This window comes from Candidatus Manganitrophus morganii (genome assembly GCA_021651055.1).
GTDB classification, from domain to species: Bacteria; Nitrospirota; Nitrospiria; order SBBL01; family Manganitrophaceae; genus Manganitrophus; species Manganitrophus morganii.
In genome coordinates this window covers 2,574,585-2,593,411 of sequence record JAJHOH010000001.1, presented here as the reverse complement: position 1 = coordinate 2,593,411, position 18,827 = coordinate 2,574,585, and the positions used below count along the sequence as shown (strand labels likewise).

19 protein-coding genes are annotated in these 18,827 nt (G+C 55.3%); all 19 read right to left on the bottom strand.

From position 1 onward, the window contains the following. Window positions 1–6 precede the first annotated feature (6 nt). The gene (gene ruvC, locus MCM46_11985; protein MCG3112525.1) at window positions 7–507 is read right to left on the bottom strand and encodes a crossover junction endodeoxyribonuclease RuvC; all 501 of its coding nucleotides are present in this window, start codon (window positions 505–507) and stop codon (window positions 7–9) included. Window positions 508–545: 38 nt separating this feature from the next. Further along, entirely contained in the window at window positions 546–1,298 is a 753-nt protein-coding gene (locus tag MCM46_11980; GenBank protein ID MCG3112524.1) for a YebC/PmpR family DNA-binding transcriptional regulator, read from the bottom strand. 82 nt (window positions 1,299–1,380) lie between these two features. Next, the gene (gene uvrC / locus MCM46_11975) at window positions 1,381–3,186 is read right to left on the bottom strand and encodes an excinuclease ABC subunit UvrC (GenBank protein ID MCG3112523.1); all 1,806 of its coding nucleotides are present in this window, start codon (window positions 3,184–3,186) and stop codon (window positions 1,381–1,383) included. Window positions 3,187–3,348: 162 nt separating this feature from the next. Further along, a complete protein-coding gene (locus MCM46_11970) occupies window positions 3,349–4,713 on the bottom strand; it encodes a hypothetical protein (protein MCG3112522.1) in 1,365 nt (454 codons plus the stop codon). A 235-nt stretch (window positions 4,714–4,948) separates the two neighbouring features. After that, on the bottom strand, window positions 4,949–5,233 hold the full coding sequence (locus MCM46_11965; GenBank protein ID MCG3112521.1) for a F0F1 ATP synthase subunit epsilon: 285 nt from the start codon (window positions 5,231–5,233) through the stop codon (window positions 4,949–4,951). A 99-nt stretch (window positions 5,234–5,332) separates the two neighbouring features. After that, the gene (atpD, locus tag MCM46_11960) at window positions 5,333–6,745 is read right to left on the bottom strand and encodes a F0F1 ATP synthase subunit beta (protein ID MCG3112520.1); all 1,413 of its coding nucleotides are present in this window, start codon (window positions 6,743–6,745) and stop codon (window positions 5,333–5,335) included. A 60-nt stretch (window positions 6,746–6,805) separates the two neighbouring features. Beyond that, window positions 6,806–7,663: an ATP synthase F1 subunit gamma gene (gene atpG / locus MCM46_11955; GenBank protein MCG3112519.1), complete on the bottom strand. Its 858-nt coding sequence runs from the start codon at window positions 7,661–7,663 to the stop codon at window positions 6,806–6,808. 2 nt (window positions 7,664–7,665) lie between these two features. Next, on the bottom strand, window positions 7,666–9,186 hold the full coding sequence (atpA, locus tag MCM46_11950; GenBank protein ID MCG3112518.1) for a F0F1 ATP synthase subunit alpha: 1,521 nt from the start codon (window positions 9,184–9,186) through the stop codon (window positions 7,666–7,668). Between the two features lie 228 nt (window positions 9,187–9,414). Further along, window positions 9,415–10,092, bottom strand: a complete 678-nt coding sequence (locus MCM46_11945) for a response regulator (GenBank protein ID MCG3112517.1) — start codon at window positions 10,090–10,092, stop codon at window positions 9,415–9,417. A 274-nt stretch (window positions 10,093–10,366) separates the two neighbouring features. Continuing rightward, a complete protein-coding gene (atpH, locus tag MCM46_11940; GenBank protein ID MCG3112516.1) occupies window positions 10,367–10,915 on the bottom strand; it encodes an ATP synthase F1 subunit delta in 549 nt (182 codons plus the stop codon). Then, window positions 10,916–11,401, bottom strand: coding sequence for a F0F1 ATP synthase subunit B (gene atpF / locus MCM46_11935; GenBank protein ID MCG3112515.1), 486 nt, complete (start codon window positions 11,399–11,401; stop codon window positions 10,916–10,918). Between the two features lie 84 nt (window positions 11,402–11,485). Next, the gene (gene atpE, locus MCM46_11930; GenBank protein MCG3112514.1) at window positions 11,486–11,722 is read right to left on the bottom strand and encodes an ATP synthase F0 subunit C; all 237 of its coding nucleotides are present in this window, start codon (window positions 11,720–11,722) and stop codon (window positions 11,486–11,488) included. Window positions 11,723–11,767: 45 nt separating this feature from the next. Then, complete coding sequence (gene atpB / locus MCM46_11925) at window positions 11,768–12,595, bottom strand: F0F1 ATP synthase subunit A (GenBank protein ID MCG3112513.1); 828 nt, start codon at window positions 12,593–12,595, stop codon at window positions 11,768–11,770. Then, window positions 12,586–12,981 (bottom strand): hypothetical protein, encoded by a 396-nt coding sequence (locus MCM46_11920; GenBank protein MCG3112512.1) that lies wholly within the window; start codon window positions 12,979–12,981, stop codon window positions 12,586–12,588. The genes atpB and MCM46_11920 overlap by 10 nt, the downstream gene beginning before the upstream one ends. Further along, a complete protein-coding gene (locus MCM46_11915; GenBank protein ID MCG3112511.1) occupies window positions 12,971–13,276 on the bottom strand; it encodes an AtpZ/AtpI family protein in 306 nt (101 codons plus the stop codon). Before MCM46_11915 ends, MCM46_11920 begins: the two co-directional genes overlap by 11 nt. A 133-nt stretch (window positions 13,277–13,409) precedes the next feature. Then, window positions 13,410–14,861 (bottom strand): NADH-quinone oxidoreductase subunit N, encoded by a 1,452-nt coding sequence (locus MCM46_11910; protein MCG3112510.1) that lies wholly within the window; start codon window positions 14,859–14,861, stop codon window positions 13,410–13,412. Beyond that, on the bottom strand, window positions 14,858–16,465 hold the full coding sequence (locus MCM46_11905) for an NADH-quinone oxidoreductase subunit M (protein ID MCG3112509.1): 1,608 nt from the start codon (window positions 16,463–16,465) through the stop codon (window positions 14,858–14,860). The genes MCM46_11910 and MCM46_11905 overlap by 4 nt, the downstream gene beginning before the upstream one ends. 9 nt (window positions 16,466–16,474) lie before the next feature. After that, a complete protein-coding gene (gene nuoL, locus MCM46_11900; GenBank protein MCG3112508.1) occupies window positions 16,475–18,433 on the bottom strand; it encodes an NADH-quinone oxidoreductase subunit L in 1,959 nt (652 codons plus the stop codon). Between the two features lie 52 nt (window positions 18,434–18,485). Continuing rightward, window positions 18,486–18,788: an NADH-quinone oxidoreductase subunit NuoK gene (nuoK, locus tag MCM46_11895; GenBank protein ID MCG3112507.1), complete on the bottom strand. Its 303-nt coding sequence runs from the start codon at window positions 18,786–18,788 to the stop codon at window positions 18,486–18,488. Window positions 18,789–18,827 lie beyond the last annotated feature (39 nt).

Here is an 18,827-nt window from a genome sequence, read left to right as displayed (position 1 = left end):
CCGCATTTAATATCGCGTGAATTCGTCCGATCTCTTCTCGGCCGCTCCGACCTTCGCGTGAAATTGAGCGGAGTGGATGTGGCAAATCGCGACCGCGGCGGCATCGGCGGCATGCTCCGAGGTCAGGAGGCTCGGAAGCTGTAGCAGCCGGCCGACCATCTGCTGGATTTGATCCTTGGTCGCTCCCCCATAACCGACCACCGCCATCTTCACCGCCGTCGGCGTGTATTCAAAGACCGGGATCTGATGGAACTCGGCCGCCAGCAGCGCCGCCCCGCGGGCCTGTCCGAGCTTGAGGGCCGACTTGAAATTTTTGGCGAGAAAGGTATCTTCGATAGCGACGGCGGTCGGAAGCTCTTTCTGAATCACCTGCAAGAGGTCGTCGAAGAGATGTTTGAGTCGTTTCGGAAAGGGGTGTTTTGGAATCGTCCGGATCTCGCCCGATCCTTTCAAGATCAGACGGCCTGCGGGGGCTTCTTCCAGGATCGCATATCCTGTGGCACCCATTCCCGGATCGATTCCTAAAATCGGCATATTGGGTTAAATTACCCGGCCACCTTCGCCATCACCTCATCGGGGATATCGAAGTTCGCGTAGACGTTCTGAACATCGTCGTGATCTTCGAGCGCTTCCATCAACCGGAGCATCTGCTCCGCCTCTTTCCCATCGAGCCGGATATAGGTCTGCGGGAGTAAGGTCACTTCGGCATAGGACGGGGTGAGGCCGGCGTCGGTCATCGCCTTTTTGACCTTTTCGAAATCGGCCGGCGCAGCGATGACTTCAAAAATCGTCGGATCGTCCGAGCGGATATCCTCCGCACCCGCATCGAGCGCCACCGACATCAACTTATCTTCGTCGGCCTTCTGCTTCTCGATCGAGAGGTATCCCTTCTTCTGAAACATCCAGGCGACGGAGCCCGACTCTCCCATGTTGCCGCCGCTCTTGGAGAGGAGGTGGCGGATTTCGGAAACCGTCCGGTTCTTGTTGTCCGACAGGAGCTGGATGATGATCGCCACCCCGCCCGGCCCGTAACCCTCATAGGTCATCTCCTCATACGAGACGCCGGGAAGCTCGCCGGTCCCCTTTTGAACCGCCTTTTTGATGTTATCGGCCGGCATGTTGTTTTCTTTGGCTTTGAGGATCGCCGTCCGAAGGCGGGGATTTCCTTCCGGGTCTCCTCCCCCGATCTTTGCCGCAACGGTGATCTCGCGGATGATCTTGGTGAAAATTTTCCCCCGCTTCGAGTCCGCCGCCGCCTTTTTATGTTTGGTCGTCGCCCATTTAGAATGTCCGGACATGGCTTCTCCAATTGTATAGACATTTAAATAATCTGCGTATTTTTAGCATAATTGAACGCAAAGTGTCAATGTGGAAGGGCCATTAGGAATGAAGCGACTCAAATACTTTTTGGGCGACCGCCTTGTTCATGGAGGGGGCCGCTTCGAGCTCCTCCAGACTTGCCTCGCGAATCTTTGAGACACTTCCAAAATGCTTCAGCAGCGCCAGCCGCCGGGTCTTCCCAATTCCCTCAATTTCCTGCAGCGGCGACTCTAACATCTTCTTGTCCCGAATCTTCCGATGATAGGAGACCGCAAAGCGGTGCGCTTCATCGCGGATCTGCTGAAGCAGATGGGTTGCCGGGGAGCCGACCGGAAGCGCGATCGGATCTGAAAGATCGGGCAGATAGACCCGCTCCCATCGGTCTTCCCGCTCCTTCGCCAACCCGATCAGATCGACCGATCCGAGATCGAATTTCTCCATCACCTCCCGCACCGCCGAGATCTGCCCCTTTCCGCCGTCGATCAGGAAGAGGTCGGGAGGCGCCTCCCCCTTCTCTTTTAACGAATTTAATCTCCGCGTCAGAACCTCCGCCATCATCCCGAAGTCGTTTGCCCCCTCGATCGTTTTGATCCGGAAGTGGCGGTAATCCGATTTCTTCGCCTTGGCCTCTTCAAAAACGACCATCGACCCGACGGCGCTGGTCCCCATGATATTGGAGATGTCGTATCCCTCGATCCGGCGGGGAAGACGGGAGAGTTGCAAAAGATCTTTCAGTTTCTCCAGCGTCGCCTCTCCCCCCTCGCGGATCTGAACGTGGTTCGTCAGGGAGGCGCGCGCATTCTCAAGGGCCAAATCGAGCAGATGCGCCCTTCTCCCGCGCGAGGGAAAGACAAGATGAACCGGCCCGCCGCGCCGCTCCGAGAGCCACTCTTCCAGGACGGAGGCTTCCGTCAGCGGAATCGGAAGGAAGATCTCCCTCGGAATCAGCCCTTCCTTATTGTAGAACTGCTGAATGAAGGTGGCGCAGAGCTCCTCATCGAGCGTTTCCCCGACATTTTCGAAGAAGAAGTCTTTTCGACCGACCATCATCCCGCCGCGGATGAAAAGGATCTGAAGGTCGGCCGCCTCCCCTTCCCGTGCCAGGGCGATCACATCGTGATCCTCGATCTGCGTCGAGGTGACCCGTTGCTGCTCCAACGCCCGCTCGATCTTGGCGATCTGATCGCGAAGCCGGGCCGCCGCCTCAAAGTTGAGCTCGCCCGCCTTCTTCTCCATCAGCGCCCGCATCGCCGTGAGGAGGACCTTGTCCTTCCCTTCGAGGAAGAGGCGGACCTGCTGGATCATCTGGCGGTAATCTTCCTTCGATTGATTTCCGGTGCAGGGGGCCAGACATCTTTTAATCTCGAATTCGATGCAGGCCCGCTCGGCGTTGCCATCAATGTCGATCGTGCAGTTCGGAAGGGGGAAGATCTTCCTCAGCAGCCGGAGCATTTCATAAAGTCCGCCGGTCGGGACATACGGGCCGAAGTAAAGCGCGCCGTCCCGCTTCACCCGGCGGACGATCTCAAGCCGCGGATAGTCGTCCTTCATCGAGAGGCGAAGGAGCGGGTAATTTTTATCGTCCCGAAGAACGACATTGTACTTCGGGCGATGTTTCTTGATGAGGTTGCTCTCCAGAATCAGCGCCTCGAGGTTACTGACGGTGACGATATATTCCAGGTCGGCCACCTGCGAGACCATCGATCGGATCTTCGGGGTCACATCGGCATTGGGACGAAAATAGCTCCGCACACGGCTCGCCAGCTCTTTCGCCTTGCCGACGTAGAGGACCTCACCCTTTTTTCCCTTCATGAGGTAAACACCCGGGGTATGGGGAAGGGCTTCTATTTTTTGCTTCAGTTCCATCTATTCTTTCTTCTTTCTATTCCAGGCCGGAAATGCCGCCGATCCAGGCCCATTTTATCAAACTTCCGCGGCAAGGAATAGCGCCCTGTTTCCTGAACGACCAATAAAAAAGCCCCCCGGCTGAGAACCGGGGGGCTTTTCATTCGGAGAATTTGAGGAGAGTTAGAACATGTAATTGAGGGCAATGATCCCTTTGAGCTGATTGTCATCGCCGCCGGTGAGGGTCTGCCAAGCATCACCGGAGAGAAGATAGCCGAGGTTGACGGCCACGGCGACGTTGTCATCCAGTTTGTGTTTGTGGTTCAGGTCGATCTCAATCCCGAGGTCGCTGTCCCCAGCGGTACCAGTCCCATCAACCGGATCTTCCGACGTCTGGGCCCAAATGGCTGCCAACTCGGTGTGGCAGGTCTTGCCGAAGGGAACGCCCTCAAGTCCAGCCGAGACCTTCAACGCCATAATACCCAACCCGCCGACACAGGAGGAGCCCCCGGAACCGATGCGGGCCCCGCCGATGCTGGCACACTGTCCTTCCCGATCGCTGAGGATATTGTCATTCACCAAGATATTGCCGAGAACGAAATTGCCGGAGAGCCCGTTGATATTTGTTTCATCACCATCAGCATCCTGACCGGTCGTATAAAGAGCGGTGACGCCGACATCAACGGCGGCCACATCGAGTCCGATTCCCACCAAAACGTTCATTCCTTCCAGATCGACACCATCTCCGGCTGTTACATCCGCGCTGCCGGTCAGATAATTAAACTCGGCTCCAAGGTTGATCGCACCGAATTTTCCGTCGGCGGTGATACCGAAAACCATCAGATCGGTCTTATCCGCTCCTGGACCGGCGGGCAAGAAGAAAGGACCACGATCTTTAAGATAGGTCGCGAAAACGCCGATATTATGCATGTCGCCATGAGTGAAGCCGGTTTTCGCAATGTAAAGATCGGTATCGCTCCCTGTTCCTCCGCCTGTGGGGGCAACCGTCGAATTGGTGTCAAGCAATTTTCCATTCGCCAACGTCACCTCGAACCCGCCGACCATGAATTTTCCGACGATTGCATCCATCGTATCATCCAGGATGAGGCTATGTCCGAGTCTGAATGGCTTACGGCCGAAGGCGAGTTTTACCATGTTGAGATCAAGCTTGAGGTAGGCTTCCCGGACACCGACGATGTTGTAGCTCCCGCCGAAGTTGGCCGAGCCGAAGCGATAGTTTCCGGTCGTGCAACCTGTCGCAGTACAATCAGCGGCGCCGCCAGCTCCGGTTTGTCTCGGATCGCTGAAAGAGCTGGTGAAGTCAACCACCACGACCCCGGAGGTAATTCCAGCCGTCGCAGAGGTTCTTAATCTAAAACGTCCATCCGCAAACGCCTGCTGATCGTCGACATCCTCGTTCGCGTCGAGGTCGTCGGCATAAATCCCGCGGACGCGGAAGTCCCCTTCGAATTTAACATCTGCTGCATAGAGTGACGCGGTCTGTAGAAGAAACGCCGTTCCTAAGGCCATGACCCATAACTTCTTCATTCGTAACCTCCTTTTCCGAATTAACCAGAGTAGAACTAAACAGATTCACAACCGAATAGAGATATAGAGATATTAACGAACAAGCAAATAGAGTGATGCCTTGGTAACCCCGTCACCCCCTTTCAATCAGATTTGATAAGTAGTTTAAATATACTTAAGCGGAAATATACTGGCAATAGATTTAAAAAAACCGGCCCGACTATATCACTTACGTCATTCGGTTGTCAAGGTTTTTTTAAGACAAATTTGTCGGATGGTCCGCCTTGGCGGACTCGGTCAGGAGGACGACCTCGTTTTTGAGAATATCGAGAAAGCCGGGACCGATGAGGAAGGACTGCACTTTTCCTTCGGGAGAGGTGACCGAAAGCCGGCCGGTCTGGAGGGTGGTGATGAGCGGGGCATGATCGACCAAGACCCCCAGGCTTCCGTCGCCTCCGGGGGCCACGATCGATCGAACCGGGCCGTCGAAAAAGACCCGATCGGGTGTAATCACGGTGAGATGAAATGTTTTTTCAGCCATTGTCTATTCGTTAAACGTGGCTCGCGATTCGTTAAACGTGTGAGGATTCGGATCTTAAATTTACGTTTAACGAATAACAATTCACGAATAACGTTCCCCTTATTTTCTGAGTTTTTCCGCCTTTTCCTGCGCCTCTTCGATGGTTCCGACCATGTAAAACGCCTGCTCGGGGAGACTGTCGTATTTTCCATCGACGATCATCTGGAAGCTCTTGATCGAGTCGGCCAGCTTCACATATTTCCCCGGGATGCCGGTGAAGGTCTCCGCCACGAAGAACGGCTGGGAGAGGAACCGCTGGATCTTCCGGGCGCGCTGCACCGTGACCCGATCTTCTTCGGACAACTCGTCCATCCCCAAGATGGCGATAATGTCTTGAAGATCTTTGTAGCGCTGCAGTGTCCGCTGGACCGCGCGGGCGGTTTGATAATGCTGGTCGCCGATGATTCGCGGGTCCATGAGGCGAGAGGTTGAATCGAGCGGATCGACCGCCGGATAAATCCCCAGCTCCGCAATCTGCCGGGAAAGCACCGTCGTCGCATCAAGGTGGGAGAAGGTCGTCGCCGGCGCCGGATCGGTGATGTCGTCCGCCGGAACGTAAATGGCCTGAACCGATGTGATCGACCCCTTGGTCGTCGAGGTGATCCGCTCCTGCAGCTCGCCCATCTCGGTTCCGAGACTCGGCTGGTATCCCACGGCGGAGGGCATTCTCCCCAACAACGCCGACACCTCGGAGCCGGCCTGAACGAACCGGAAAATATTGTCGACGAAGAGAAGCACATCCTGCCCCTTTTCATCGCGGAAATATTCGGCCATCGTCAATGCCGAAAGACCGATCCGCAACCGGGAGCCGGGCGGCTCGTTCATCTGGCCGAAGACGAGAACGGTTTTGTCGAGCACTCCCGATCCGCTCATCTCCATGTAGAGCTCGTTCCCCTCGCGGGTCCGCTCTCCCACGCCGGCGAAGACGGAGTAGCCGCCATGCTCGGTCGCGATGTTCCGGATCAACTCCATGATGATGACGGTCTTTCCCACCCCGGCGCCGCCGAAGAGTCCGACCTTTCCTCCCTTCGCGTAAGGGGCGAGAAGATCGACCACCTTGATTCCGGTTTCCAGAATCGAAGCGACCGGCACCTGCTCTTCGAAAGAAGGGCTCGGCCGATGGATCGGCCAACGCTGATCGGGCTTGGCAATGCCTCCCTTGCCGTCGATCGTCTCTCCCAGGACGTTGAAGATTCGCCCGAGCGACTGTTCACCCACGGGGACGGAGATCGGCGCGCCGGTATCTTTGGCCTCCATGCCGCGCACCAGACCATCGGTCGACCCCATCGCGATGCAACGGACGATGTCGTTTCCGATGTGCTGGGCAATTTCCACAATCAGGTTAATGCCTAACTTGGCATCTTCGATCTTCACCGCATTGAGGATGGGAGGAAGCTGTTCGGCCGGAAACCGGATATCGACCGTCGGACCGATCACCTGAACAATATGCCCTGTCGTTGTTGCTGTTGCCATCTTCATCTCCTTGTCATCTTTAGTCATCGCTCCATCTAAAGAAGGAGCATTTCACCGGTGCTAAGCCTTCAGCGCCTCACCCGCCGTGACAATTTCCAAAATCTCTTTCGTAATCGCCGCCTGTCGCGCTTTGTTGCGCTGGAGGGTGAGTCGCTCGATCATCTCCTTCGCGTTATCGGTCGCCGTTTTCATGGCGATCATCCGCGCCGAGTTCTCCGCCGTGAATGCCTCCATCAGAGAGATATACATCTTGGACGTCACAAACTGCGGCAGGAACTGATCGAGGATTTCAGGAAGACTCGGCTCCAAAATCGTCTGGATCGGCTTGACCTCCCCTTCCTGCTGAAGGTTGAGGAACTTCACGCAGATCGGTTTGACCGACAGGGCCGAAATATAGCTCGTAAAAATCAGATAGACCGCGTCGACCTCGCGCGAGAGGTAGGCCTGGATAATCTGCTGGGTAATCTCGGAAATTCGTTGGAAGTCCCCCTTGCCGGCGATATCGAGCGCATTCAGATGGATCGGCCAATCCCGTTTTTTGAAATAGTCGTACCCCTTCTTTCCAATCAGCATCAACTTGACGGTCTGCGCCTTGTGCTCGGCAAGAAACTCTTCCGCCCGCGCGATTACGTTGCCGTTGTAAGCGCCGCAGAGGCCCCGATCCGACGTGACGACCACCAGGCCGATCGACTTGACCTCCCGGCTCTCGAAGAAAGGATGCGTAAACTCCTCGCTGAACTGCTGAAGATGGGAAAGGATCATCTCCATCTTTTTAGCGAACGGCTTGGCCTGCCGGAATTTCTCCTCGGACTTCTTGAGGCGGGAAGCGGCGACCATCTGCATGGTCCTGGTGATCTGCTTCGTCTTCTGGGCGCCGCGAATTCGCTCGCGGAGCTGCCGAAGGGTCAGAACCGGCATCTCTAACGCGCCTCCACCGGACGCCACTCCTTCTTAAAGGCGGTAATCGCTTCGTCCATCTTCCGGGTCAGCTCGTCGGTCAGCGCTTTGTTCTTTTCGATTTCGAGGCCGACCTCCGGATAGCGCTCATCCATCATTTTCAGATAAGCCTTCTCGAACCGGCGGACCTCCAGGACCTCGATATCGTCCAGGTGCCCGGACGTTCCGGCATAAATCGACATCACCTCATGAGAGAGCGAATACGGCTGGTACTGGTCCTGCTTTAAGAGCTCGACCATCCGCTCTCCACGCCGGAGCTGCGCCAGGGTCGCCTTGTCGAGGTCGGAGCCGAACTGGGCGAAGGCGGCCAATTCCCGATACTGCGCGAGGTCCAAACGCAACCGTCCGGCGACCTTTTTCATCGCTTTGGTCTGCGCGTTTCCGCCGACGCGGGAGACCGAGAGACCGACGTTGATCGCCGGCCGGATGCCGGCATAGAAGAGATCGGTCTCCAGATAGATCTGCCCGTCGGTGATCGAAATGACGTTCGTCGGAATGTAGGCCGAGACGTCGCCCGCTTGGGTTTCGATGATCGGCAGCGCCGTCAATGAGCCGGCGCCGAGGCTTTGATGAAGTTTCGCCGCCCGCTCCAGAAGACGGGAGTGGAGATAGAAAACGTCGCCCGGATAGGCTTCGCGTCCCGGCGGACGCCGGAGCAGAAGCGAGAGCTGCCGGTAGGCCGCCGCATGCTTCGAGAGATCGTCGTAGATCACCAGGGCGTGCCGGTTGGTGTACATGAACTCTTCGCCGATCGTGCAGCCGGCATACGGAGCGATATACTGCATCGAGGCCGCTTCGTTTGCGGTCGCGGAGACCACGGTCGTATATTCCATGGCGCCATATCGTTCCAATGTCTTCACCACCGCCGCCACGTTCGACGATTTCTGGCCGACCGCGACATAGACGCAATAGACGCCGCTTCCTTTTTGATTGATGATGGCATCGAGCGCGATCGCGGTTTTTCCGGTTTGGCGGTCGCCGATGATCAGCTCCCGCTGGCCCCGGCCGATCGGAATCATCGCGTCGACTGCTTTCAATCCGGTTTGAACCGGCTCGTGCACCGACTGGCGCTGAACCACGTTCGGCGCGCGGCCTTCGAGGGGCCGGGATTTATCGGTGACGATCGGTCCTTTTCCGTCGATCGGACGGCCGAGCGCATCGACCACTCGCCCTACCATGGCATCGCCGACCGGAATCTGCGCGATCTTTCCGGTTCGCTTGACGACATCGCCTTCTTTAATGTTGTTGGTCGCGCCGAAGAGAATCGTTCCGACATTGTCCTCTTCGAGGTTGAGGACCATGCCCATCACATTGCCGGGGAAGGAGACCAGCTCGCCCGCCATCACATCGTCGAGACCGTACACCCGCGCGATTCCATCGCCGACCTGCAGAACGCTCCCGACACTTTCCAGATGGAGCTCGCTTTCATACTGCTCCAGCTCGGTCTTAATAATGGAGGTCACCTCTTCCGGCTTAAGTGCCATGCCACATTCTCCTTAGTCGTCATCTAAATATAAAGTAAATAAAAGAAACACACTGAAGGACCTTGAGCGATGTATAAGAGACAATTCGAACGGCTCAAGGCAAAAGACTGTATACTATAAACTTTTTTCAAATCGGTTGTCAAGATTGTGTGGGAGCATTTCTGGAATTAAATACGGACAAACAAGAGGAAATTCGTTCGCCGGCAGCGTATGGGGACGTGAACCGGGTTACGCACCTGCGGAGCGTTTCTTGGGAGGTCGGATATCGATCATTTTTTCTCCACGGATATACTCCAGCGTCTTATCCTGAACCTGATCGAGCTGTTTAATGATTTCGCTGATCCGAAGGCCCATTTCATACATGATCTTAAGCTTGCTCCGGACCTCCTCCGGGAGGTCTTTTCGTTGAAGAAGCAGCTGCGCCTGCCCGCAGATCACGGCCAACGGATTGTTGATCTCGTGTCGAACCGTCAGGCTGATCTGCCCGATCGCCTCGAGTCGTTCCAGCAGGACCTTTTCCTGGTAGGCCCCTTCGGTGGCAAGAAAGCGGCGGACCCGGGAGACGACTTCGCGCGGCTCGACCGGCTTGACCAGATAATCGTTGGCGCCCCCTTCAATCCCCTGAATCTTGGCGTCGATATCCGATCGGGCGGTGAGCATCAACACAATCAGCTCTTTTGTCTTGGGGTCTTTTCGAATTTCGTTGCAGACCTCGTAACCGCTCATCTTCGGCATCATCAAATCGAGGATCATCAGGTCCGGCGCCTCTTCGCGAACGCGTTCCAGCGCCTCTCTGCCGTCATAAGCGGAAGCGACGGAAAAACCGGCCCCTTCCAATGCATCCCGGATAATCCGGACGGTGTCCCGATTATCGTCGACGACGAGGACTTTCTTTTTTCCTTTCATGAATCACTCCACCTTCTCCCTGCAAGCAGGGAGTCTATCCTTACTCTCCGAACAGCCTCCGTCATAATCAAACCGACGCTCCGATGAATCTGCGGCAAGGAACTTTCCCGGTTGAGTGGAGGGACAGCTCAGGTTCGGCCGTCAAGAAATCCTCCTGCAAGGATACACACTTCCTTATAGCAATTCAATCCTCTCGTGGAGGATGCCCGATACGGAAGGAGGTCTTTATAAGGTCAGTGAGAAAGGCGGGTCGGGGAACCTGTTCACCCGATGATTAGGCAACCGGGAGGGTTCTTAACCTCTCTCCCAATTCGTCCAATTGTCGTTGAACGCTGGCATCGATGAGGGTGGTTCCGGTCGAGAAGACAAATCCGCCGAGAATCTCCGGGTCCTCCAAGTAGGTCAACTCCAATGTACGGCCGACTTCGGCTTCGAGTTTTGATTTTAACCGGGCGAGCACCTCCGGGTCGAGCGGGTGAACCGTCGTCAGCGTTCCCTTCAACACCCCGCGCTTGGCATCGTGAAGCTTCGGGTAGAGAGCGAGGATATCTTCCAGATAGTCGATCCGCCCCTTGCGGAGAAGAAGACGGACAAAGTGGATCATCACTTTTTTCGCCTCTCCCTCGAAGATCCGGCCGATCAACGCTTCTTTCTTCTCCTCAGGAACGCGGGGACTCCCAAGAAAGCGGCTCAACTCCGGATAGTGGGCGGCCGCCTGGCGGAATCGATCGATCTGCTCCAGGATCGACTCCCCGAGGGCATGCCCCTCCGCGACCTCCAACAGGGCTTGCGCATACCGTTCCGCCGTGACCTCGCTTTTCATTTATTTAAAACCCTTCAATTCGTCGATGTACTGCAAGACCAGCTCTTTGTCCTTCTGCTTGTTCATTTCCTGACGGACGATTTTCCCGGCGGCGGAGACCGCAATGGTGGCGATCTCATCTCGAAGCTGGGCCTTCGCCTTCGCCATTTCACGTTGGATATCTTCTTTTGCCTTTTCCAGAATCTGGTGCGCCTCTTCTCGAGCCCCTTCGGCGATCTCTCTCGCCATCCGCTGCCCCTCCACCACCGCCTCTTGAATCCTCAAGCGCGCCTGGTTTTCGATCTCCGAAAGCTTTGTATCATACTCCGTCTTTATCTGCGCCAAAGACTCTTTTCCCTTTCGGATCTCTTCGAGCTCAGTGACAATCTTTGTTCGCCGTTCATCTAAAACGCCGAGCAAGGGGATCCACGCGTATTTTTTCAATAACCAGAGGAGGAGAAGAAAACCGACGATCTGGGTTAAGACCTGTTGAATTTGAATATCCACTTCATTCCCCCTAAAACATCAGAGCCTGCTCCCGGGCTCGGTCGGCAGTGATTGATTCTCTATCCACCGTCCCGGCAAACCTCTTTATCCGGTGATACGGCCCTGAAGAATAAAGACGGTCAACAAGGCGTAGATGGTCAACGCTTCGATAAACGCGGCTCCGATGACCATCGCGAGCTGAATTCTCGGCGCTGCTTCCGGCTGCCGGCCGATCGCTTCCATGGCGGCGCTGACCGCTTTACCCAATCCGTACGCTGAACCGATCGCAGCCAAAGCAACAGCCAAAGGAAGTGCAAAACCTAACGCAACTGCAGGTGTCATGTGTCTCTCCTTTTTTAGATAGTAACGGGAACTTTTCCCGTCGGGTTAATGATGTCCTTCCTCCGCGTGAGGGAACATCAAGAAAATATAGATCGTCGAAAGCAGCGAAAAAACAAGCGCCTGTATGGTGCTGGTCAAAATCGCCAGAAGATAAAATGGAAATTGGAGCGGAAGCCCGACCGGGCTGTGCATGAAGGCGAGCGCGGCGACCCCCAGGACCAGCATCTGACCGATGAGGACATCCTCTCCGAAAATATTTCCGAAAAGACGAAGCGAGAGGCTCAGCGGTTTCGTCAATTCACCCAACGTATGAAGGACAAAATTAAACGGCACCGACACGAGCGCGATCAGAAAACCGATCACCCCGTGCGGACGGGGGCTTCCGGCCAGATGATCCAAATAGCCGAGGATCCCGTTCATCCGGATGGCGGTATATTGGACATAGAAAAAAACGGTCAGCGCCAGCGCGACCGTGGTGTTGATGCTGGAGGTGGGGGCCTTCATTCCCGGCACGATCCCGATCAGATTCTGGACAAGAATGTAGAGAAAGAGGGTCCCGATGAAAGGGGTGAATCTTCTGCCGGCCGGACCCATCACGCCGGTGACGAAATCATCCAATGACTCGACCGCCGTTTCAACGAGATTTTGGAGTTTCCCCGGGATTAATTGCGTTTTGCGCGTCGCCTGTCTGGCGACAAACACCAAAATAAAGATCACAATCGCCGAAAAAAACGGGTTCTCAAAGTGATGTAAAAACTCAACGATGGGGGAATGCGGAAAATAGTGATGGAGCAACAGGATAATATTAGGCGGCTCTAAACTCGCTGCCCCGCCGCCGGCGGCTTCCGCCGCTTGTGCTACGCCTACAAACATGATCGCTCCGTATGTGCCATTGAAGAAGGTCGCTTTCCGAACGAGACCTGCCCCGCCGTCTTCAAGACGATAACAACAAATGGCAAGATGAATCCGATGAAAAAGGCGCCGAGAGAAACAGGAATAAAAACCAAAACCAGAAGCAACAGACCGTAGAAGATGGGAAACTTCATCCCGAGATAAGAGACCGTCTTCACCTTGGAAGATCCCTCAAAAATCGATCCGAAGAGCGTTCGCAGGATCCAGAGATTCAACCCGCTCAGAAAAACTCCGATCGAGACCCCCCAGGTCACGGGGATCGGCGAATACGGGGTAAGAAAGACAAAAAGGACCGCCCCCGTCACCCACGAGAGCTGAATTGTCCGATCAATGAAATTAAGACCCATGGGACCCTTGATCTGTCGCTCTCTTGATTAAGGTAATCGTTTGTTTCACCCCCGAAAGAGCGCCCATTGCAGTAAAAATGATCATGAGCCAAGGGGAGGTGCCAAACAGTTGATCTAAAAAATCGCCGATAAAATACCCGACGAGCGGTCCGAACAAGAGGATCATCGGGATGCTGGTCAGCAACGCTACCTGCCGCCATCCGTCGTATTTCGGGTCCGGACCGTTCATTAAATTAGAGCGGGTCGGCGACACCCGCGTGCAGCAGACAAATTCTTGGAAATATAGATCATCCATCCACCGAATGTCAAGAGATTCCGCCGTGAATCTTAGATCAAAGTGGGGGGGGCCGTCAAGAATGGAGGAGGTCGTAAGAGGTTCAACACGATAAACCCTTACAAAAAACGGATCCGGTCCCTTCTGTTGGATCTTACAAAAAGATTTGGATGGAGTGGAGCGCGGCGCGGATGAGCGGTTCGGGATAAAGGCCGATAAAAAGCGTCGCAAAAGCGGTGACCCCGAGCGCCACGGTCAGCGGCGGAGAAAAAGAGAGGGGGGTGCTCCCCTGCGGCTCTTCCATATACATCGCCATGACGATCTTGAAATAATAGTAAAGAGAGATCGTGCTGTTGAGAATGCCGATGATGGCGAGCCAGTAAAATCCGCCCTGAATCGCCGCGTTAAATAAAAAGAGTTTTCCGATAAAGCCGGCCGTCGGAGGAATTCCGATCAATGAAAGGGCAAAGAGGACGAAGGCGGCCGCGACCGCCGGATGGGTCCGGGCCAATCCTTTAAAGTCGCTGATCTGATCCCCCCGCGAATTGATTCTGCAGAGGAGAATGACCATCGTAAAAGCGCCGATCGTCATAAAGATATAGGCGACCAGATAGATGAGGATCGATGCGAATCCGACCTTCGAGGCGGCGATCAGTCCGATCAGAATATAGCCGGCGTGCGCAATAGACGAATAGGCAAGCAGCCGTTTCACATTGGTCTGGAGCAGGGCGGCCACGTTGCCGACGGTCATCGTCAAGACCGCGATGATCCAAAGAAACTGCCACCAGGTACCGTAACTGAACGACAGCCCCGAGATAAAAACGCGCAACATCGCCGCCAGCGTCGCCGCCTTAGAACCGGTCGAAAGAAAAGCGGTCACCGTGGTCGGGGCGCCTTCGTACACATCGGGCGCCCACATGTGGAAGGGGACGGCGGCGATCTTAAAGGCAAACCCGGCGGTAAGCAAGATCAGCCCGAGGATGAGGGTCGGGCTCCCGCTGATATTCGCTTGCGACAGAAAGGCTTGGATCGCCTTCAGGTTCGTCGTTCCCGCGGCGCCGTAGAGAAATGCAATTCCATAGAGGATCAGGCCGGAGGTGAAGACGCCGGTCAGAAAATACTTCATCCCCGCTTCGACCGACTTCGCGTCTTTTCGCATAAAGGCGGCGAGGATATAAAACGACATCGACATCAGCTCCAACGAAAGGTAAAAGGAGAGGAGGTCGGTCGACGCCGGCATCAACATCATTCCGACCGTCGCGAAGAGAACCAAACCGTAATATTCTCCCAGATGAACCCGCTCGATCTTGAGATAAAGGGTCGAGACAAGGATCACGAGGAGCGCGATGATCAGAAAGAGGACTTTGAAAAAGATGGCATACGAATCGAGTGCGATCATCCCCGAGAAGGCCGAGACGGTTTTTCCCCAAAGGGGAATGATCAAGAGACCGGAGACGACCAGCGCTCCGATCGAGAAATAACCGAGCAGATCCCGCTTCTCTTTCGGCACAAAAGGGACCATCACAAAAACCAGACAGGCCAGTAGCGCCAGGACCAACTCGGGAAGAATCGCGATCATTCCGAGATCGGGCATCGGGGTCTTCATGGTTTCTCTACCTCAAGGGCCGTCTCGGCAGCCGGGAGCTCGGCCACGGCGGGAGCGACCGGCGCTTTTTCCTTTTCCGCCGCCATCGGTTTATTCTCCCAATTCGGATTCACCTTTTGAACGATGTTGAGGACCGCCGGCTCCATGATTCGGATAAACGGCTTGGGGTAGAGTCCGATCCAGAACATGAAAACAACCAGCGGAACCATGTAGGCGATTTCGCGCCGGTTCATGTCGAGGAGGTTTCTGTTCTCCGCTTTGTCGATCGTGCCGAACATCATTCTCTGGAAAAGCCAGAGCATGTAGGCCGCCCCGAGAATAATCCCGAGCAGGGCCACGGCGGCATAAATTTTATTGTATTGAAAAGCGCCGACCAGGATGAGGAACTCCCCGACGAAACCGTTCAAGCCGGGAAGTCCGATTGAGGAAAACATCGTGATGGCAAAAAATACGGCGAAGATCGGCATTTGATAAGAGAGCCCGCCGAAATCGGCGATCAGACGGGTATGGCGGCGCTCATAGATCATGCCGACGATCAGGAAGAGGGCGCCGGTCGAGATCCCATGGTTGATCATCTGAAGGACGCTCCCGGTAATCCCTTGGGGATTCAGCGCGAACATCCCCAACATCACGAAGCCCAAATGACTGACCGAAGAATAGGCGACCAGCCGCTTGATGTCTTTTTGCGCCAGCGCCACCAGCCCTCCATACACAATCCCGACAAGTGACAGAATCGCGATGAGCGGGACAAAGTAATGGCTCGCCGCCGGAAAGAGGGGGAGGCAGAAGCGGACGAAGCCGTAGGTCCCCATTTTCAGAAGGACACCCGCCAGCAAAACGCTCCCCGCCGTCGGCGCGTCGGTGTGCGCGTCGGGAAGCCAGGTATGGAAGGGAAACATCGGCACCTTGACCGCAAAACCGAGAAAGAAGGCGAGGAAAAGCCAGAACTGGAAAGGCCAGAGGGGAAGGTTCATTTTCGAGAGCTCGATCAGATTGAATGTAAATTCCCCGGTTCCGTATTCGGGATTCCGGTTGAGGAAATAGAGGGCCAAAATCGCCAGGAGCATAAAGAGACTGCCGAAAAGGGTATAGAGAAAGAACTTGATCGCCGAATAAAGCCGGCGCCCCCCGCCCCAGATCCCGATGAGGAAATACATCGGCACCAGCATGACCTCCCAGAAGATATAAAAAAGGAAGAGATCGAGCGACATGAAGACCCCCAACATGCCGGTCTGGAGAAAGAGGAGCGAAACATAATATTCTTTGACCCGCTCGTGAACGGCGGTAAAAGAGCTGACAACGGCGATGGCGCAGAGGATCGTCGACATCAAAATCAAGAGGAGGCTGATCCCGTCGATTCCGAAGTGGTATTCGACCCCCAAGGTCGGAATCCATGACCCCTTCTCGACGAACTGCATCTCGGCCCGGGAAGAATCAAAACCGAACAAAAGAAGAAAGGAAACCAGCATATCGACGATCGTGACGCCGAAGGCGGTGTACATGATCTTCTTGTGATCATCCTTGTTCAAGAACAATAGGATAAGGCAGCCGATGAGCGGGATATAGGCGACCAAGGATAAGATGGGAAAACCGAAACTGTTCATGAATCCTCCCTAAAACATGAAAACGACGGCAAGGACCACAATCCCCATCACCATCGCCAGGACATAATTTTGAACCGCGCCGGTCTGCAGCCGCCGCAACCCCCGCGCACCGACATCGAGGGTGGCCGAAACACCGTTCACCGTGCCGTCGACAATATAGATATCAAAAATTTCCGAAATCTTACTCTCCATGAGCGTGATCCAGCCGGAGGCGTTCACCAAACCGTCGAGGACCCATTGATCGAAGGTCCAGAGGAAATTCGCGAACCAAAGGAGCGGCCGAACGATCACCGCCTGATAGATCTCATCCACCCAATATTTGTTAACGAGGACCGTATAAAGTCCGTGTGCCCGCTCTGCCAGCATTTTAGGGAGCTGCGGTTCCTTGATGTAAAAGTGGCGGGCCAACGCCCATCCGGCCACGGCGATCACCGTGGAAAGCGCCATCAGCCCCAGCCCTACGGCGAGAGAGGGATGATGCGCCTCGTGGCCCCCCTTCGCGATAATCGGGGAGAGGAAATGGTGGATCCATCCCGACTCGGGGGGGAAACCGACCACCATCCCGATCAGCAGGGAAAAGGCGGCGAGAATCATCAAAGGGATTGTCATCGTCGAAGGGGACTCATGGATATGATGCGCCACCTCATGGTCGACCCGTGATTGACCGTGGAAGGTCATGAAGAGAAGGCGGAACATATAAAACGAGGTCATCAGGGCGGTAATGACGGCGACCCCCCAGAGAAGATAATGCCCCCCCACGAAGGTCGATACGAGGATCTCATCCTTGCTCCAAAATCCGGCAAGCGGCGGGATTCCGGCGATGGCGATGGTTCCGATCAAAAACGTCTTATAGGTAATTGGAATCTTGTTATAGAGTCCCCCCATCTTCCGCATGTCCTGCTCCCCGGAAAGCGCATGGATCACACTTCCGGAGCCGAGAAAGAGAAGCCCCTTGAAGAAAGCATGCGTGAAGAGATGGAACACGCCCGAGACATACGCCCCCACACCGCAGGCCAGAAACATATAACCGAGCTGGCTGACGGTGGAGTAGGCCAAGACCCGTTTGATATCGGTCTGCACCAGTCCGATCGACGCGGCGAAAATCGCCGTGATCGCCCCGACCACCGCGACCACCTCCATGGAAAAAGGGGCGAGGGCGAAGAGGGCGTTCGAGCGAACGACCATATAGATCCCCGCCGTCACCATCGTCGCGGCATGAATCAGGGCCGAGACCGGGGTCGGCCCTTCCATCGCATCGGGAAGCCAGACATAAAGGGGAACCTGAGCCGATTTCCCCATCGCCCCGATGAAGAGAAAGAGGGTAATCGCCGTGGCGACCGACTCCGTGGCGAGGTTTGCGTTCGGAAAAACATCGAGATAACGGACCGAGCCATACGTCACGAAAATAGTAAAGATGCCCATCAGGAAACCGGCGTCGCCGATTCGGTTGACGATGAACGCCTTGTTGCCGGCCGTGGTGGCCGAAGGCTTCTGGTACCAAAAGCCGATCAGCAGATACGAGCAGAGCCCCACCCCTTCCCAGCCGACGAACATCAAAAGATAGTTATCGCCGAGGATCAAGATCAACATCGAGAACATGAAGAGGTTCAGATAGGTGAAGAAGCGGGCGTACCCCTCGTCATGATGCATGTAGCCGGCGGAGTAGATATGGACCAGCAACCCGACCCCGGTCACCACCATCAGCATGATCGAGGTGAGCGGATCGATGAGGAAAGCGATGTTGACCCGGAAATTGGCCGAGGCGATCCACTCATAGAGGGTAATGGTCGTGGCAGGAGCGCCCGTCGCCATCGAGATGAAAACCAAGCATGAGATCAGGAACGACGCCGCAACCGCCCCGATGGCGACCAGATGGGCGCGCTCTTTGGTATGGGTCTTCCCGAAGAGCCCGTTAATCAGGGCTCCCAGCGCGGGGAAGATCGGAATAAGCCATGCAAGCTGAATCATTCTAAATCGTCCTACTTTCGATGAAGATGAGACGGGAGAAAAATTCTTCGAATTACCATCGCATCAGGTTGATTTCGTCGACATTCATGACGGCCCGAACGCGATAGAGCGCGATCACCAAGGCCAGTCCCAGCGCCACCTCCGCCGCGGCCATCGTCAAGACGAAAAAGACAACGACCTGGCCGGTGATCGATTGAAGATAATACGAATAGGCGACGAAGGTGATATTGGCCGAATTCAAAATCAACTCGATCGATAGAAGCACCATGATGATGTTTCGTCGAATCAAAACCCCCGTCACGCCGATGGCGAACAGGGCAAACGCGAGAAGAAGATACCACTCTAAAGGAACCATCTGATTACACCATCAAATCCGAATTATTGCCAGATAATC

Excerpts from the sequence above, each read along its gene's own strand:
- ruvC (MCG3112525.1), bottom strand. The coding sequence starts at position 507 with ATGGGTGCCACAGGATATGCGATCCTGGAAGAAGCCCCCGCAGGCCGT.
- MCM46_11980 (MCG3112524.1), bottom strand. The coding sequence starts at position 1,298 with ATGTCCGGACATTCTAAATGGGCGACGACCAAACATAAAAAGGCGGCG.
- uvrC (MCG3112523.1), bottom strand. The coding sequence starts at position 3,186 with ATGGAACTGAAGCAAAAAATAGAAGCCCTTCCCCATACCCCGGGTGTT.
- MCM46_11970 (MCG3112522.1), bottom strand. The coding sequence starts at position 4,713 with ATGAAGAAGTTATGGGTCATGGCCTTAGGAACGGCGTTTCTTCTACAG.
- MCM46_11965 (MCG3112521.1), bottom strand. The coding sequence starts at position 5,233 with ATGGCTGAAAAAACATTTCATCTCACCGTGATTACACCCGATCGGGTC.
- atpD (MCG3112520.1), bottom strand. The coding sequence starts at position 6,745 with ATGGCAACAGCAACAACGACAGGGCATATTGTTCAGGTGATCGGTCCG.
- atpG (MCG3112519.1), bottom strand. The coding sequence starts at position 7,663 with ATGCCGGTTCTGACCCTTCGGCAGCTCCGCGAGCGAATTCGCGGCGCC.
- atpA (MCG3112518.1), bottom strand. The coding sequence starts at position 9,186 with ATGGCACTTAAGCCGGAAGAGGTGACCTCCATTATTAAGACCGAGCTG.
- MCM46_11945 (MCG3112517.1), bottom strand. The coding sequence starts at position 10,092 with ATGAAAGGAAAAAAGAAAGTCCTCGTCGTCGACGATAATCGGGACACC.
- atpH (MCG3112516.1), bottom strand. The coding sequence starts at position 10,915 with ATGAAAAGCGAGGTCACGGCGGAACGGTATGCGCAAGCCCTGTTGGAG.
- atpE (MCG3112514.1), bottom strand. The coding sequence starts at position 11,722 with ATGACACCTGCAGTTGCGTTAGGTTTTGCACTTCCTTTGGCTGTTGCT.
- atpB (MCG3112513.1), bottom strand. The coding sequence starts at position 12,595 with ATGTTTGTAGGCGTAGCACAAGCGGCGGAAGCCGCCGGCGGCGGGGCA.
- MCM46_11920 (MCG3112512.1), bottom strand. The coding sequence starts at position 12,981 with ATGGGTCTTAATTTCATTGATCGGACAATTCAGCTCTCGTGGGTGACG.
- MCM46_11915 (MCG3112511.1), bottom strand. The coding sequence starts at position 13,276 with ATGGATGATCTATATTTCCAAGAATTTGTCTGCTGCACGCGGGTGTCG.
- MCM46_11910 (MCG3112510.1), bottom strand. The coding sequence starts at position 14,861 with ATGAAGACCCCGATGCCCGATCTCGGAATGATCGCGATTCTTCCCGAG.
- MCM46_11905 (MCG3112509.1), bottom strand. The coding sequence starts at position 16,465 with ATGAACAGTTTCGGTTTTCCCATCTTATCCTTGGTCGCCTATATCCCG.
- nuoL (MCG3112508.1), bottom strand. The coding sequence starts at position 18,433 with ATGATTCAGCTTGCATGGCTTATTCCGATCTTCCCCGCGCTGGGAGCC.
- nuoK (MCG3112507.1), bottom strand. The coding sequence starts at position 18,788 with ATGGTTCCTTTAGAGTGGTATCTTCTTCTCGCGTTTGCCCTGTTCGCC.